Source organism: Senegalimassilia faecalis, from assembly GCF_004135645.1.
In the GTDB taxonomy this organism is placed as follows: Bacteria; Actinomycetota; Coriobacteriia; order Coriobacteriales; family Eggerthellaceae; genus Senegalimassilia; species Senegalimassilia faecalis.
This window is the reverse complement of record NZ_SDPW01000001.1, coordinates 2,617,042-2,632,546: the sequence shown is the minus strand read 5'-3', so window position 1 is coordinate 2,632,546 and position 15,505 is coordinate 2,617,042. Positions and strand designations below refer to the sequence as shown.

Genomic DNA, 15,505 nt, shown 5'->3' with positions numbered 1-15,505 from the left:
GTCTCCAGGCACGAGGGGCCGCTGAAAAAGCAAGCTGGAAATATGGAGGGGCAGCTTGCTGGGTTGAGTTTTCAAAAGCCGCCACGCCGCCGGGGAGGGGCCGGCCGGCGTGACCGTTTTTCGTAGGGCCAACCTGACAAGGGGACAGGTCGCTTGTCATGCGGGCAACGGGAATCGCCCGCCAGCCGCCTACTTCCGTAGGGCGGAGCGAGAGCTCCGCCCCGATCAGGTAGCGCCCGAAGGGCGCGTCACCGATTTCCAGGGAGCGCGGGCGATTGGAGAATTGGCGTCGCGCTTCGCGCTCCCTTGTTGGGGCCGAGCTCTCGCTCGGCCCTACGGGGGCCGGGCGGCGGAATCGAGCCGCCCGAGAGTGGGACGAAGGGACTGTCCCTTCGTCCCACTTCGGCGACGCCCTAGTAGAACATGAAGACGCTCAGGCCCGCGCCGTAGAAAGCTACGCGCAGGCAGATGGCGCCGGCCAGGGCGGCGACCACGGCAACCGCGCCGAAGAGCCTCCAGCTTGCCGCGTCGCCCTTCTTCCTGGCGAGCAGGCAGCAGGCCAGGGGCACGATGGCGCCGACCACGACCGCGCCGAGCCACAGGAGCAGCGCCTGGTCGCCGATGGCGGCGCCGGCGTCCACCATGGCCTTGGTCGGGTGCGTGGGGTCGAAGTAGTAGCCCACCTCGGTGAACGAGCCCGCGCTCATCTGGACGTAGGCGGCGTAGGCTGCCGTGCACACGGCGCCGATGACGGAACCGACGATTGCGGGCATACCCAGCGCTTGCGTGTCCTCGCCCTTGGCGGCCAGCACCACGGCCACCGTCGCGGGGCCGAGCAGGCAGGCCGCGCCCACGATGGACAGCACCTCCAGCACGGAGTTCCACGCCGGGCGCGCCGGCATCATGTAGCTGTGCGCGCACACGGCGGCCAGCACGACCGAGATCGCGATCGCCAGCACGGCCACCCACTTCGGCAGCGTGCCGCCGTCGGCGCTCTTGCGCGCCATCACGAAGTAAGCCACCGCGACAACCACGAACACCACGATCGCGATCAATTCCTGCGTGATGCCGGACGTGATGTGGCCGAAGCCGTTGAAGATGCGCTCCCAGTGCTGCAGGTGGAAGAACACGCAGATGCCGCCAACCGCAAGCAGCACGCACGACACCACGGCCAGCAGCTGCTGCGACTTCTTGCCAGCGCCCTTCAGCGCCAGCACGCCCTGGCAGCCGAACACGCCGCAGGCCCACGCCGTCAGCGTGGTGAAAAGGATCAAAGGCCATTGCAGTTCCATTACTGCTCACCGCCCTTCCCGAACGCAGCCGCGCCGACAAGCCCCGCGCCGGGGCGGGCGCACCGGCAACCCGCCGAAACATCGCAACCCGCGGCGCCGCAAAGCACACCCGCCATCAGGCGCTTCCCTGCCGTCGTCGCACCAGGGAGGCAAACAACCACATTCGTCATCATTCCTCCCCCTTCCACGTATGGTCGCGCAGGATGTACAAGAACGACGGCTTGTTGCCCACGTCGGGCAGGTGATGCACATCGGCGTCGCTGAACTCCTCACAGAAGCTGCCGATCGTCTCGCCGCGCACACCCCGGAAGTCCCGGATGTCGCCGTCGGCGTCGCCGAACCATTTCGCCATGCCCACGCAGTTCTTCACGCACTGCGGCAGCTCGCCTTGGGCAATCTGCTGCTCGCACAGCGTGCACTTCTCCACCACGCGCTCTTCCTCGTTCAAATAGCGAACGCCGTAAGGGCAGGCCATCGCGCAGAACTGGCAGCCGATACACTTGGCCTTGTCAATCTGCACGGTGCCGTCGGGCATCACGTGGCTGGCCTCGGTCGGGCACACCTTCACACACTCGGGGTCCTTGCAATGCTGGCACTGCACCGGCAGGTAGTAGAAGTCGCGCCCCGGCTTGTCACCTCCTTCAAGCCCTTCGGACGGGCCGATGCGCAGCACCTTGTTCCAGAACGACCCAATGGGCACGTTGTTGACCATCTTGCAGGCCGCGTTGCACGCCATGCAGGCAACGCACCTGTTCAGGTCGGTGGCAATCGCATAATGCGCCATTATTCATCCCTCCCTTCGTACACCGGCAGCCACTGCTTCAGGCGCGGGTCGCTCGCGTCGGCGATGATGCCATCGGGGCAGCCCTCTTCGGCCTTGTACACCTTCACCGGGTAGCCGCGCACGATGGACGATCCGCAGTGGGGGTCGTCGATGTCGTTGTTCACCAGCTGATTGACCGCCGAGTAGCGCCACCCGTGCTCGGGCGCGGGGCACTCGGGGAACCACCACGTGTGTTCGCAGTTGATGACGCCGTGCGGCACGCCGTAGAACAGGTCGGCCGTCTGGCGGATCTTGCCGTGCGGGCTTTCGATCCACACCCAGTCGCCCTGCTCGATGCCCCACTCACGCGCGTCGTCGGGATTGATCTCGCAGCGCGGCGCGGGCCACACTTCGCGGCACCACGGCAGCTGGCGATGCTCGCTATGGAAGTACACGGGGATGCGACGGCCGGTCAGGCACTGCACGGGGTACTCCTCCCACAACTTGGGGTTGCGGTCGCGGCTGTCGGGGTTCGGGCGGTAATCGGGAAGCGCGTCCTCGGCTCCGCAGTACGTCTCCATGACGGTGCACCAGATCTCCTGCTTCTGCGTGGGCGTGTTGAAGCCGGGGATGACATTGTGCTCGTTGGGCGCCTCGGTGTAGCTCTTCTTCATGAAGCCCGTCTGGTAGCGGCGGTACGTGCCCCAGTCGTCGGGGCGCAGCTTCTTAACGTCCCACCAGCCGTTTTCCTCGAACTGCTCCACATAGTCCTTCCACGAGGGAGCCACTTCGCGCACCACGTAGTCAAGCTTTTCCTCAAGCGTGGGATACGGGTTGTCATCATCCCAGCCCCACGGGATGCCAACGCGCTTGTACAGCGCCTCGACAATCTCGGGGTCGTACCACGTCTCGGCCAGCGGCTCCACGCACGGCACGCATGCGCCCAGCGCACCGCCGGAACCCTGCGACTGGCGCGGGCAGGGAACCTCAAGCCAATGGCGGCACGGCAAAATGACGTCGGCAAGCTCGGAGGTGGGATGGTGCCACAGGTCGATGTCGAAGAAGAAGTCAAGCTGCTTAATGCAATCCCACGCCATGGTGGTGTTGCCCATGTTCATGAAGTCGCCCGACTGGCACACGCCGCCCTTAACCGGGTACGGGTCGCCGGTGACGCCGGCCTTCCAGATGCTGTTGGCGTTGCCCCACAGCCCCCACCATTCGAACAGCGGATGCTCGTCGCGGCCAAGCTGCTTCGCCATGATCTCGGGGTGCTTGAGCTGGCTGTCGATGTTGGCGTTGTAGGACTGGTCGGAGAAGTTGCCCATGTAGTTGACATCGATCTTCGTGGCGCCGCGCTGGCCGCCCGGGCCGTCGGTGTTGCCAGTGATGCACGTCAAAAGCTCGATGGCGCGGCAGTTCATGATGGAGTTGCCATGGTGCTCGATGGCCAGCTGGTACAGGATGCCGCCGTTGCCCCAACGCGGGTCCTTGCGCGTGGCGTAGGCAAGCGCCGCCTTCTCGATGAGCGCCGAGTCAAGCTCGCAGATCTTCGCCGCCTTCTCCGGAGCGTACTCGTCGCAGCGGTCGACGAACTTCTGCCACACGGGGATGGCCGTGTGCTTGCTGCCGTCCTTGAACGTCACCTCGAAGCTGCCGAGCAGCGCCGGGTCGATGGACTCGAAGTCGTCCTCGTCGGGAAGCCATGCCTGGGACTGGCCCTCGCGCAGGTTCGCCTGGCCTTCCATGCCCTTGAAGTTGCGGCGCGACCAGGTGTCCTTGTGGCCCGTGCCGTCATAGCGCTTCCACGGCTGCTCGCCTTCCCAGCAGTTGCACTCCGGGTCGGCGGCCGGGTCGTAAGTCGGGTCGGCCGCGGCGCGCTGACCGGTGGCGTTGAACCACTTGAGCGAGCCCGACGCGCTGTCCCACACCATATATTTGTAGGGGCTGCCGTCTTCCTGCAGGTCGGCCTGGGTCAGAAGCTTCGTCTTGATCATGTTCGGGCCGTGGAAGATGTGCGGGATCTCGGGACCCGAGGGCTCCTTGTCGTCGACGACGAGGAACGGCGCGTTCGTCCAACGGCGAACGAACTTCCAGTCCACCAGGTCGTGCTTGATGACGACGTCGCACATGGCCAGCGCAAGCGCCGTGTCGGTGCCGGCGCGCAGGGCCAGGTGGATATCGGCTTCCTTACCGAGCGCGGTCGTGCGCGGGTCCACCGAGATGAACGTGTCAGCCTGGAACACCTCGTCGGTGACCGAGCGGCCGGCCTCGTCGTAGTTGGACACCTCGGGCGTGGAGGCCCAGATGGTGTAGACCGACGGGCGCTCGACCGACGCCGACCAGCTGTGGTTGTATTCGCTGGTAAGCGCGCTGGAGAAGTGACGCGGGCCCTTGCACACCTGCCAGGCCACGGCCGTGTTCGGCGTCATGAACCAGCTGCCGTAGCCGGCGTACGGGCTCATGCACCAGATGCGCCCGGTACCGCCCATGGTGAACAGCGACTCACCGCCGTACTTCGCCTTGACGTTTTCGATGCCCTTGACGATGGTGTCGAGCGCTTCCTCCCAGCTGATGCGCTGCCAGCCGGGGTCCTCGCCCTTCGGCTGGGTGCGCTTCATGGGATAGCGCAGGCGGTCGGGATGGTAGCACGCCTGAATGGACGACACCGACTTCGCGCAGCAGCTTCCCATGGAATGCGGGGCGCTCTCGTCGCCCTCGATCTTGACGGCGCGGCCGTTTTCCACGGTCACCCAGACGCCGCATTCCATCTTGCCGCAGCCGCGGCAGCACGAGCGGATGCGCCGCACCTGCCCGGTGCTGTCCGCCGCGGTGTAGGGCTCTTCCGCAAGCGCCGAGCCAGCGGTCGCGCCGACGGCGGCAACGGCCGCGGTGGCCGCGGTCATCTTCACGAACGTGCGTCGCGAGACGTTCAGCTTCGCCATTTCCTCCTCCTTCTGTCGTTGGTTGTATCCCCAAGACGGCGGTGTCCCTCGGCGGGCCAACCTTGCCGGCCAACGCCCCATCGCCGTTCACGAGGCCGACTATACGGAGCGGAAACGGCAGGCGCATCATGAACGCTTTATGAAATAACCCCACGTCAGCGCAAAATCATAAAGGGTTTATGATGAAATTCACGACCGTTTGACGGCATAATGGCCATGTTGGAAAAGGCGCTGCGGCGGCCAAGGGGAGGTTGATGCCGCGCAATGGGCGCCACGCACCAAGAGGGGGATGCGAATGGGAAACGGGGAAGCCGCGCCAAGCGGCATGACGAAAACGCGGGCGGCGTCAGTTTGGCGCTGCGCCGGCTACGCTTGCAACAGAACCTGGATATGCCTGCTGTTTTTCAGCTCGGTGCTGTTCCGCGGCATCGCGCCGGAGCAGCGTTGGGAAACGAGCGAAATGGTCTACCTCGTGTCGGTGATCACGCTCGCCGCCGCGCTGCTGTGCGCCGGAGCGGTTCACCAGCGCGTCACTGCGTTGCTCGACGCGCGCGGAGGGTTCCTCGTCGGGCCCATGCTGTGCGCAGCGGGAATCGCGCCGATTGCGTTGCCGAGCCTGGGAGCGGCCTTACCCGGGCAGCTGACGGTGGCCGTCGCCGGCGTGGGAACAGGTTTGGGTTCGGCGCTGGTCCTGCTTGACCTGGGACGGGCGTACCGCGCAACCGACACGCGGACGTGCGCGCTGGAAACGCTTATCGCAACGGCCATCGCCGCGGCGGCCACCATGGCGGTGTTCTTGACGCCAGGGGCGTTCTACACGCCCATCGTGTTCGCCCTGCCCTTCGCCGCCGAAGCCTGCATCAAAACGGCGAGCTCCATCACCCTCGCGCAGGCAGAGGAGCGCCAGCCTGAGCCCATGGGCGAGAGCATCCCCGGCAAACTTGTAGCAAAGTTCATAACTGCGGCGCTTATTCTGGGCGTGGCCACCGGCTTCATGCGCGATACGTATTCGGTGCACAGCGCCGACGCGTTCGACCTGGGCTACGCGACGCTATTCGCCATAGGCGCGGTGGTGGCCGTTGCGCTATTCACCCTGGTCATCACGCTGGGAAAACGATTCTCCATCAAACTGTTGTACAAGCCGGTCATCTTGGTGTGCGTGCTAGGGTTCGTGGTGGCGCCGTCGCTGGGCATGGGGACCTCGCTACCCTACCTGCTGGTCACCATCGGCTACACGGTGTTCGAAATCGTCGTATGGGTGACGCTGTGCGACGCAGCCAACCGCTTTCAGTACACGTTCGTGCAGGTGTTCAGCATAGGCCGCGGAGCCACGCTGGCCATCGGCGTGATTGCGGGAAGCTTGCTGTCCCGCGCGCTTTCCGGCAGCTTCGCCATGAGCCATTCGTTTTTGGTGCTGGCATCGGGCCTGGCCATCGGCGCCATCGTATTCTCCTACCTGTACGTGTTCACCGAGAACGACCTGAATCTGTACGACTCCGAGCTGTACGGCGAAAGCCCGCAGACGTTGCTGGAAAACAACATGGCAGCGACTTCGGACGGAAGTGCGAGGATAGGAGCTGCGACAGCGAGCGGCGTTGAGATGGGCATGTCCCCCGGCGGGTACATAAGAACAGGAGCTGTGACAAGCGGCGTTGCGGGCGACGCGAAGGTCGTGAAGGGAGACACGACAGCCGGGCGGGTATCCGGCGGCGCGGGCGCTGCAGGGCCGGCTGGGGTTGCGACGAGAAGCGGCAACGCGAATGGGAACTTGCGTGCAAGCGTGCCCGACGACCTGCAACGATGCCGAAGTTGTAACGCAGAAAGCTGTACGCAGCAAAGAGAGCGAGGACGCGTGGACGGTGCCGCGCCTGCAGCCGCGGCACCGACGAAGCGCAAGAAACCGCTGCTCGAACGCTGCCGAATCATCGGCTCCTACTACGGCCTGTCGAAGCGTGAGGTAGACGTGTTCCACCTGCTGTCGCTCGGCCGCACCGCCGCGCGCATCCAAGAAGAACTGCTCATATCGGCAGGCACGGTGAACACGCATACCTACCATATTTATACGAAGCTCGATGTGCACTCCCAGCAGCAGCTCATCGACCTCATGCAAGCCGCCGACCTCGACGCCATGTCCGCCGAACTGGCGAAGCGGGAAAAGTAGCGCCAAGCCAGCGCCAGGATGGCGAAGGCGACCAACTGGCTGCCAGATTTCGTTGGGGCGGAGCTCCGCCCCAATCAGACAGCGCCCGAAGGGCGCGTCACCATTTTGAAGCCGCATGGATGCAAAATTCTGTGTCGCGCTTCGCGCTCTTTTGTGCGGACCGAGCTTTCGCTCGGCTCTACGAAATCTAGCAGCAGGACCCATCCATCCCCGCAGCAAAATCCCGCCACCTCACAGGAACGGGCAAAGTCCAGCATCCTGGCGGCAAAGTTCAACCACCTGCACAACAGCTGCGCCGGGCGGGGCGTCGCAAAGCCTTCACAACTGGCAAGTAACCGGTGACATACCAGGGCGCGAGCCTTACTATGAGGGTGCTCTTTGCACTGCATTGCGTCTTGGTGGCGCGGGCGCGCACGGCCGCAGGGCCGGCGCCGAACCGCCGCAGGGCGCGAGCTCAACAGCGCAATCTGATCAGGCCGTGGCGCGCGCCGCCATGGAGCCGGGCCTGCACAAACAGGCAGCAGAAACGCACGCGCGCGTCTGCGGGACAGTAAGCTGGTTCCCGCGGGCGCGCTTTCTTTATATAGTAAGCGCCCTGGAACCGGCACAGCTAAGCAAGAGCTGTAACGAACCCGGCTACCAGGAGACGACCGACCATGAGCACCATCAAACAGAACGACATAAACGAAGATTCCCCGACGGCGAAGACCGTGCAGCACACCGCCGACGCAGAAGGCAAGCCCGCCGCAAGCTCGCCGCACCCCGCGCCCACAAACGGCGCAGAAAGCTCTCCTGTCAACCCCAATACCCACAAGCCGGCCGCACCCGTCGAGTTCTCCCCCTCGCCTGCCGACGAGCGGCGCATCGCGAACAAGTTGGCGGGCGTGGGCGTGACGGGCAACGTCGCGCTGTCGGCGTTCAAGCTATTCGCGGGCATCTTCGGCAACTCGGCCGCTATGGTCTCCGACGCCGTGCACTCGCTGTCCGACGTGGCCGCCACGGCCATCGCGTTCGTGGGCGTGCGCCTATCGCAGCGCGCCGCCGACGAAAGCCACCCCTACGGCCACGAGCGCTTCGAATGCCTGGCGTCCATGGCGCTTGGCCTCATCTTGGCCGCCACGGGCGCGGGCATCGGGTTCGCCTCCGTGGAGTCCATCGTCACCGGCGCGTACAAAACCGCCGCGGCGCCGGGCTGGCTGGCGCTTTCGGCCGCCATCGTCAGCATCGTGGTGAAGGAAGGCATGTTCTGGTACACGCGGCATTGGGCGCGCGTGATGAACTCCGACGCGTTCATGGCCGACGCATGGCACCACCGCTCCGACGCGCTGTCGTCGATCGGCGCGCTGGTGGGCATCGGCGGCGCCATGCTTGGCTGGGGCGTGTGCGACCCGCTGGCCTCGGCCGTGATCTGCCTGATCATCTTCAAGGTGGCCTACGAGGTGCTGCGCGACGCCGTGGACAAGGTCACGGACACGCCGTGCGCGCCCACGTTCGAGCTTGAGGTGCGCGACTGCATCCTGGCACAGCCCGGCGTGGTGAGCATCGACAACCTGCGCACGCGCAAGTTCGGCAGCAAGGTGTACGTGGACGCGGAAATCGCCGTGGACGGGCAGCTGCGCCTGGTGGACGCGCACGCCATTGCCGAGGCCGCGCACGATGCCGTCGAGCGCACCTTCCCCACCGTCAAGCACATCATGATCCACGAGAACCCGGCGTAGGCGGCACAAGTCCCAAACTCGACGACTTTCCGAACGGAAATCGGTTAAAAATTGCCTCGAGTTTGGGACTTAGCGCGACTAGGCGACGTTAAATCACATACGTAAAGGACTTTTTCACCCTATTGCGTTCAAAACCGGCTCATGTATGTGATTTAACGCGAACCCTCCCCCTATCCCCCGCCGAGCCTGGCATGCTGAGCGGCTTATGTAGCATCCCGAAAATGGTTATCGAAAGCACCTCGGCACGTTTCGCTATACTTAGCCACATGTCCGATTACCAACATATCTCGCACGGGTTCGAGCCTGTGTTCGACGACCGCTCGCGCATCCTCGTGCTCGGGTCGTTCCCCTCGGTGCAGTCGCGCAAAAACGCGTTCTACTACGGAAACCCGCAAAACCGCTTCTGGCGCGTCATAGCCGCCTGCTTAGACGAGCCCGTTCCGCCAAACGAGGGCGAGCCGATGGCGACAACGCCTTTACCGGCCGGCGCGTCTGCGTACCGCGACACGACAACCGAGCAGATCTTGCCCCCCACCAGCGTAAACGGCATTCATCGGGCCGCTACGCTGAAATGGGGCGAAGCAAGTTCCACCAAGACAGCGGCGCAAGGCGAAGGCCCCGCCAACCACGCCTCGCTTGCCGAGTCTATTGCAGCGAAGAAGCAGCTGCTGTTGGCGCACGGCATCGCGCTGTGGGACGTCATCGAGTCGTGCGACATCAAGGGCTCAAGCGACGCCAGCATCAAAAACGTGGTTCCGGCGCAGGTCGAGCGCGTGCTGGAAACGGCGCACATCGGCGCCGTGGTGTGCAACGGCGGCACAGCCGGGCGCCTGTACAAGCGCTACCTGCAATGGCAGGTGGGGCTGGCGGCGCACGTGCTTCCCTCGACAAGCCCCGCGAACGCGCAATGGGGCCTCAACCGGCTGACCGAACGCTGGCACGTCGAGCTTGCGCCGCTTCTGGCCGCAGCCGCCGACGGCACGCTGGGCGAAGCGCTTCCCCAAAGCGGCATCAAACGCAGCTTCGTCACGGCGAAAGTGCAGGTGAAAAGCGCGAAAACAGAAGTCGAGCCCTCCAACGCGAAAGCGGAAGTCAAGCCTACGATTGCAAGTAAACTTGCAAACAAAGGCAACTACGCGAACGAAAATACCAACTCCACAGCCGAAAGCGCCAACGGCGAAGCGCGCGGCGCAACAGCCGACGACACCGCCGGCGTGCCCATCGCGCCCGGCGCCGACGAGCGCGCGCAGAAGCGCACAGCCGCCAGCCCGCGCGTCCAATACGCCACGGTGCGCGTGGAGGCGCCAGCGGCGTCTAGCTGGTCGGTGCACAAAAGCATGCAGGGCAACAAGCGCGCGAACACGAAACCCGAGCTGGTGGTGCGCGAACGCCTACGCGCCGCCGGGCTGGGCGGCTACCGCCTGCAATGGAAGGTGCCGGGGCATCCCGATATCGCCTGGCCAGGCAAGCACGTGGCCATCGAGGTACGCGGCTGCTTCTGGCACCGCTGCCCGCACTGCAACCCCAGCACGCCGAAGATGAACACCGACTACTGGCAGGCGAAGTTCGCTCGCAACATCGAGCGCGACGAAGAAAACCTACGCCAGCTGACCGACATGGGCTGGCGCGTCCACGTGATCTGGGAATGCCAGCTGAAAAAGCGCACCATCGACGCCACCATGGCGAAACTTCTGCCAGAACTAGCCACTGAGCTGGGCAAAGAGCTCAAACTTGCGCCGAATACCACACCCGAGCAATCGGCAAAGCCGCACTTCATGTACGTGCTCGAATGCGCCGATGGCAGCCTGTACACCGGCTACACGCCCGACGTTGAAGCGCGCTTGGCGGCGCATCGCGCAGGCACCGGCGCAAAATACACGCGCGGCCGCGGGCCGCTCAACTTGCTGGCCGTTGCCCAATTCGCCACGAAGCACGACGCCATGAGCGCTGAATACCGCTTCAAGCGCCTCACCCGCGACCAAAAAGACGCCCTGCTGGCACAAGCCGCCAAGCCCGGCGCCGACTTCGCCGCAATCCTACACGAAGCATTCGAAAGCTAGCAACTCAAAAGCACCTTACAGCTCGTCGAACAGGCTTTTCATGTCCGTTTCCTTCATGGGCGCTCCCGACGAAGGCAAGCTGGCGGCGCGGAACTTGTCAAGCGGCGCCTTCTCGCCCAGGAATTCCTCGGCCGTGCCCACCATGGTAACGGTGCGGGTGCCCTTAACGGTGAACGCCTGCACGCCCTGCGTGGAGTTCGTGGTCTTCGTCTTCAGCAGCGATGTGTTGAAGTTCACCAGACGGTAATCGCTGGACACCAGCGCCAAGTCGCGCTCTTCGGTCAGAACCGTGGCAAACAGCAGCTTGCTGCCGCCGTAGATGGCGTTCTTCAAGCGCTTACGGTTCGTTTTCGTAACGTAACCCGACAGCGCCACGCGCGCCACGCGGCCGTTTTCGAACGCGAACAGCACGTCGGTCTTATAGTCGCCCGGGTCGATAACCCACGTGACGCTTTCATCGGCATCCATGTCCAAATCGGTGGGCAGATACGACCCCAGCTGGGCCGACTTCGTGTCCTCGAACGACGACACCTTGCACTTGTACACCTGGCACTTGTTCGTGAACACCAAAAGCTCGTGGGTGTTGAACGACTCGAACTCGATGAACGGCTCGTCGCCATCTTTGTACTTCAGCGTGGTGGCCTTGCGCAGCACGCGATCGGTCATCTTCTTCAGATAGCCGTCGCGCGACAACATCATGGTGACGGGGTACTCCTCCACCTCGGGTTCCAGGCTGACCTCGACTACCTCGGACGGGTTCACCAGACCGGTTTTGCGCGGCATGACGTACTTCTTGTTCACCTGCGCCAGCTCGTCATGAATGACCTGCTTGATTTTCTTCTCGCTGGCAAGGGTATCGCGCAGCTCGGCGATATCGCGCTCAAGGTTGGCGATGTCGGCCGTGCGCTTCATGATGTACTCTTCGTTGATGTTGCGCAGCTTGATCTCAGCCACGAACTCGGCCTGCACCTCGTCGATGCCGAAGCCCTTCATAAGGTTGGGCACCACGTCGGCTTCCAGCTTCGTGTTGCGGATGATGGCGATGGCCTTGTCGATGTCAAGCAGGATGGCTTCCAAGCCGTGCAGCAAGTGCAGGCGGTCGGTTTTCTTCCCCAGGTCGAAATTCATGCGGCGCCGCGTGGAATCGACGCGCCAGTTCACCCATTCCTGCAGGATTTGACGCACGCCCATGACGCGCGGATAGCCGTCCACCAGCACGTTGAAGTTGCACGAGAACGAATCTTGCAACGTGGTGGACTTGAACAGCTTCGCCATTAGCATTTCGGGGTCCACGCCGCGCTTCAGGTCGATGGCGATGCGCAGGCCTGACAGGTCCGTTTCGTCGCGGATATCGGCAATCTCGCGCACTTTGCCCTCTTTCGACAGCTTCACGATGCGCTCGATGACGATGTCGGTTTTCGTGGTGTAGGGAATCTCGTACACCTCGATGATTCGCTCGTCGGGCAGGTAGCGCCAGCGCGAGCGAATTTGGAAACCGCCCGTGCCCGTGTTGTAGATGCGCTCCATTTCCTCGCGGCGGTAGATAATTTCGCCGCCGGTGGAGAAATCGGGCGCAGGCATGTATTCCAGCAGGTCACAGTCGGGGTCTTCCAGGAAGTACATGGTGGCCGTGCACACTTCGTTCAGGTTGAAGCCGCAAATATCCGACGCCATGGCAACGCCGATGCCCTTGTTCGCCGACACCAAGATGTTGGGGAACGTGGTGGGAAGCAGGCGCGGCTCTTTCATGGCGCCGTCGTAGCTGTCCACGAAATCCACCGGGTCTTTGTCGATGTCCCTGAAGATTTCGGCGCAGATAGGCGAAAGCTTTGCCTCGGTATAACGCGAGGCAGCGTAGCTCAAGTCGCCCGAATAGTATTTGCCGAAGTTGCCCTTCGATTCCACGAACGGCGCCAGCAACGCTTCGTTACCCGTGGCCAGACGCACCATGGTTTCGTAGATGGCGGCGTCGCCGTGGGGGTTCAGCTTCATGGTTTGACCGACGATATTCGCGCTTTTCTGGCGTGCGCCGTTGAGCAGGCCCATCTTGTACATGGTGTACAGCAGCTTGCGGTGCGACGGCTTGAACCCGTCGATTTCCGGGAACGCGCGCGACACGTTCGTGCTCATGGCGTAGGGCATGTAGTTCACTTCAAGCGTGCGCGTGATGGGCTGCGCCACCACCTCGGAGTGCAGGCCGATGACGTTCGGATTGTCGACGTGCTTTTTCTTCGGTGCGGTTTTCGTTTTCTTCTTTGCCACGGTTTCCCCTTGATGCGTATATGAGGCGGCCGCGCAGGCCACCCGGGTGCTTCATTTGCGTATGGCGCTTAGCGCGCGAGCGCGTTACTGCAGGTCAAGCTGGTCGAGATATTCCTTGCCATGCTCGGCGATATGCCGCTTACGACCTTCGTCGTCGTTGCCCAAAAGCAGGTTGAACATCGATTCCATAATGGCCATGTCCTCGGGCTCCACCTTGATAAGGCGGCGCGTTTCGGGGTTCATGGTGGTCAGCCACATCATGTCCGGGTCGTTTTCACCAAGACCCTTCGACCGGTTGATGGAGCATTTCTGGTCGCCGATTTCCTTCAGGATGTTGTTCTTCTCCAGGTCGGTGTAGGCAAAGTACGTTTTCTCCTTGCAGTTGATCTCGTACAGCGGCGACTCGGCGATGTACACGTAGCCCTCATCGATAAGCGTGGGCACCAAGCGGTACAGCATGGTGAGGATCAGCGTGCGAATGTGGTAGCCGTCAACGTCGGCGTCGGTGCAGATGATGACCTTGCTCCAGTTCAGGTTGTCCAGATCGAACGTGCCAAGGTTCTTCATGCGCTTGTCTTTGACCTCGACGCCGCAGCCGAGCACGCGCAGCAGGTCCATGATGATGTCGGACTTGAAGATGCGCGGGTAATCCTCCTTCAGACAGTTGAGAATCTTACCGCGAACAGGCATAACGCCTTGGAACTCGGCATCGCGCGACGTGCGGATGGCGCCTGCAGCCGAATCGCCCTCTACGATGTAGATTTCGCGGCGCGCTTTGTCCTTCGAGCGGCAATCGATGAACTTCTGCACGCGGTTTGCCATGTCGGTTTTCTGCTGCAGGTTCGTCTTGATGCTCTGGCGCGTTTTCTCGGCGTTTTCGCGCGAACGCTTGTTGATGAGCACCTGCTCCATGATTTTGTTGGCCGCATCCTTGTTCTCGATAAGGTACGTGGTCAGGCGCTCCTTGAAGAACGCCGTCATGGCCTGCTGGATGAAGCGGTTGTTGATGGCCTTCTTCGTTTGGTTCTCGTACGACGTTTGCGTGGAGAAGCAGTTCGTCACCAGCACCAGGCAGTCCTGCACGTCCTGCCATTTGATGGCCGATTCGTTTTTGTTGTACTTGTCCTGCAACTTGATGTACGAGTCGATGGCGCTGGTCAGCGCGCTGCGGGCCGCCTTTTCGGGCGAGCCGCCATTTTCCAGCCATGACGAGTTGTGGTAGTACTCCTGCATCTGGAACGTGCGCGAGAAGCACAGGCACGCGGTGATCTTCACGTTGTAATCGGGCAGGTCGTCGCGGTCGCGGCCACGGCGGTCGGCTTGGATGAAGAACGGCTCGGTCAGGTAGTCAGCGCCCACCTTTTCCAACACGTAGTCCTCGATGCCCTTCGGGTAGCAGAACTCCTCTTCAGTGAATCCTTCCGAGCCCTCAAGACGCAAGCGGAACGTGACGTTGGCGTTCACGACCGCCTGGCGGCGCATCGTTTCGCGATACCACTCGGCAGGAATATCGATGGACGTGAATACTTCCAGGTCAGGGCGCCATTTGATAGTGGTACCCGTGCGGGTTTCGTCCGTGGGCTCAACCTGCAGCGCCTTCTTCTTCGCGCCAACGACCTTGCCCTTCTTGAAGTGCAGCTGATACTTGTTGCCGTCGCGCCACACGGTGACGTCCATGTATTCGGAAGCGTATTGCGTGGCGCACGAGCCCAAGCCGTTCGTGCCCAGCGAGAAGTCGTAGTCGCCGCCTTCGTTGTTGTTGTATTTGCCGCCGGCGTACAGCTCGCAGAACACCAGTTCCCAGTTGAAGCGCTTTTCGGTGGGGTTCCAATCCAGCGGGCAGCCGCGACCGTTGTCCTCCACCTGGATGGAGCCGTCGGCGAAAGCGGTGAGCGTGATAAGGTTGCCATAACCCTGGCGCGCCTCGTCAACCGAGTTCGACAGAATCTCGAAGGCGGCGTGCGCGCAGCCGTCCAAACCGTCGGAGCCGAAAATAACCGCAGGGCGCAGACGAACGCGCTCCTCGTCCTTCAACTGCCGAATACTGTCGTTGCCGTAATTGGCCGTGCTTTTTGCCATGCTCACTCTTTCGATGCTGATGTTTCCCGTACGGCTTGCCGCCCTTTCGGCTGCCGTTTATTGCCCGCAGCAGCGCGTCGGCGCCAAGGCAGGCCGCACTGCAAGATGTTGCCGCCGGGCCAGAATTGCCGGCGACCGTTTTCCAAGAGTGAAACTTTAACACGATGTTTCGCCGCGCAGAAATATGTTCACAGCAAAACTACCAAACAGACGTTCGCTGATCACCCC

At 62.8% G+C, this 15,505-nt stretch carries 8 protein-coding genes and 1 riboswitch; of the genes, 3 read left to right on the top strand and 5 right to left on the bottom strand.

The features are described from left to right. Positions 1-413: 413 nt before the first annotated feature. The 3 genes from ET524_RS10975 to ET524_RS10965 form a co-directional block, all read right to left on the bottom strand. Positions 414-1,292: a dimethyl sulfoxide reductase anchor subunit family protein gene (locus ET524_RS10975; RefSeq protein WP_129425822.1), complete on the bottom strand. Its 879-nt coding sequence runs from the start codon at positions 1,290-1,292 to the stop codon at positions 414-416. A gap of 169 nt (positions 1,293-1,461) precedes the next feature. Then, positions 1,462-2,076 carry a 4Fe-4S dicluster domain-containing protein gene (locus tag ET524_RS10970; protein ID WP_129425820.1) on the bottom strand — a complete coding sequence of 205 codons (615 nt, stop codon included), beginning with the start codon at positions 2,074-2,076 and terminating at the stop codon, positions 1,462-1,464. Next, positions 2,076-4,997 carry a molybdopterin-containing oxidoreductase family protein gene (locus ET524_RS10965; protein WP_129425818.1) on the bottom strand — a complete coding sequence of 974 codons (2,922 nt, stop codon included), beginning with the start codon at positions 4,995-4,997 and terminating at the stop codon, positions 2,076-2,078. The genes ET524_RS10970 and ET524_RS10965 overlap by 1 nt, the downstream gene beginning before the upstream one ends. 295 nt (positions 4,998-5,292) lie before the next feature. Here ET524_RS10965 and ET524_RS10960 point away from each other — a divergent pair, with 295 nt between their 5' ends. The 3 genes from ET524_RS10960 to ET524_RS12200 all read left to right on the top strand — a co-directional run bounded on the left by ET524_RS10960 (position 5,293) and on the right by ET524_RS12200 (position 10,936). Next, a complete protein-coding gene (locus ET524_RS10960; RefSeq protein ID WP_161566705.1) occupies positions 5,293-7,158 on the top strand; it encodes a LuxR C-terminal-related transcriptional regulator in 1,866 nt (621 codons plus the stop codon). Between the two features lie 457 nt (positions 7,159-7,615). Then, a riboswitch (NiCo riboswitch) is annotated at positions 7,616-7,711 on the top strand. Between the two features lie 103 nt (positions 7,712-7,814). Continuing rightward, positions 7,815-8,876, top strand: coding sequence for a cation diffusion facilitator family transporter (locus ET524_RS10955; RefSeq protein WP_129425814.1), 1,062 nt, complete (start codon positions 7,815-7,817; stop codon positions 8,874-8,876). Between the two features lie 266 nt (positions 8,877-9,142). Next, the gene (locus tag ET524_RS12200; protein WP_408005796.1) at positions 9,143-10,936 is read left to right on the top strand and encodes a GIY-YIG nuclease family protein; all 1,794 of its coding nucleotides are present in this window, start codon (positions 9,143-9,145) and stop codon (positions 10,934-10,936) included. A gap of 15 nt (positions 10,937-10,951) precedes the next feature. Here ET524_RS12200 and ET524_RS10940 read toward each other — a convergent pair whose 3' ends face one another. Together ET524_RS10940 and ET524_RS10935 are read right to left on the bottom strand one after the other, a co-directional pair. Continuing rightward, on the bottom strand, positions 10,952-13,198 hold the full coding sequence (locus ET524_RS10940; RefSeq protein WP_129425812.1) for a DNA gyrase subunit A: 2,247 nt from the start codon (positions 13,196-13,198) through the stop codon (positions 10,952-10,954). 84 nt (positions 13,199-13,282) lie between these two features. Continuing rightward, positions 13,283-15,277 (bottom strand): DNA gyrase/topoisomerase IV subunit B, encoded by a 1,995-nt coding sequence (locus ET524_RS10935; RefSeq protein WP_129425810.1) that lies wholly within the window; start codon positions 15,275-15,277, stop codon positions 13,283-13,285. Positions 15,278-15,505 lie beyond the last annotated feature (228 nt).

Coding starts and splice junctions, on each gene's coding strand:
- ET524_RS10970 (WP_129425820.1), bottom strand. CDS start 2,076: ATGGCGCATTATGCGATTGCCACCGACCTGAACAGGTGCGTTGCCTGC.
- ET524_RS12200 (WP_408005796.1), top strand. CDS start 9,143: ATGTCCGATTACCAACATATCTCGCACGGGTTCGAGCCTGTGTTCGAC.
- ET524_RS10935 (WP_129425810.1), bottom strand. CDS start 15,277: ATGGCAAAAAGCACGGCCAATTACGGCAACGACAGTATTCGGCAGTTG.
- ET524_RS10955 (WP_129425814.1), top strand. CDS start 7,815: ATGAGCACCATCAAACAGAACGACATAAACGAAGATTCCCCGACGGCG.
- ET524_RS10975 (WP_129425822.1), bottom strand. CDS start 1,292: ATGGAACTGCAATGGCCTTTGATCCTTTTCACCACGCTGACGGCGTGG.
- ET524_RS10965 (WP_129425818.1), bottom strand. CDS start 4,997: ATGGCGAAGCTGAACGTCTCGCGACGCACGTTCGTGAAGATGACCGCG.
- ET524_RS10960 (WP_161566705.1), top strand. CDS start 5,293: ATGGGAAACGGGGAAGCCGCGCCAAGCGGCATGACGAAAACGCGGGCG.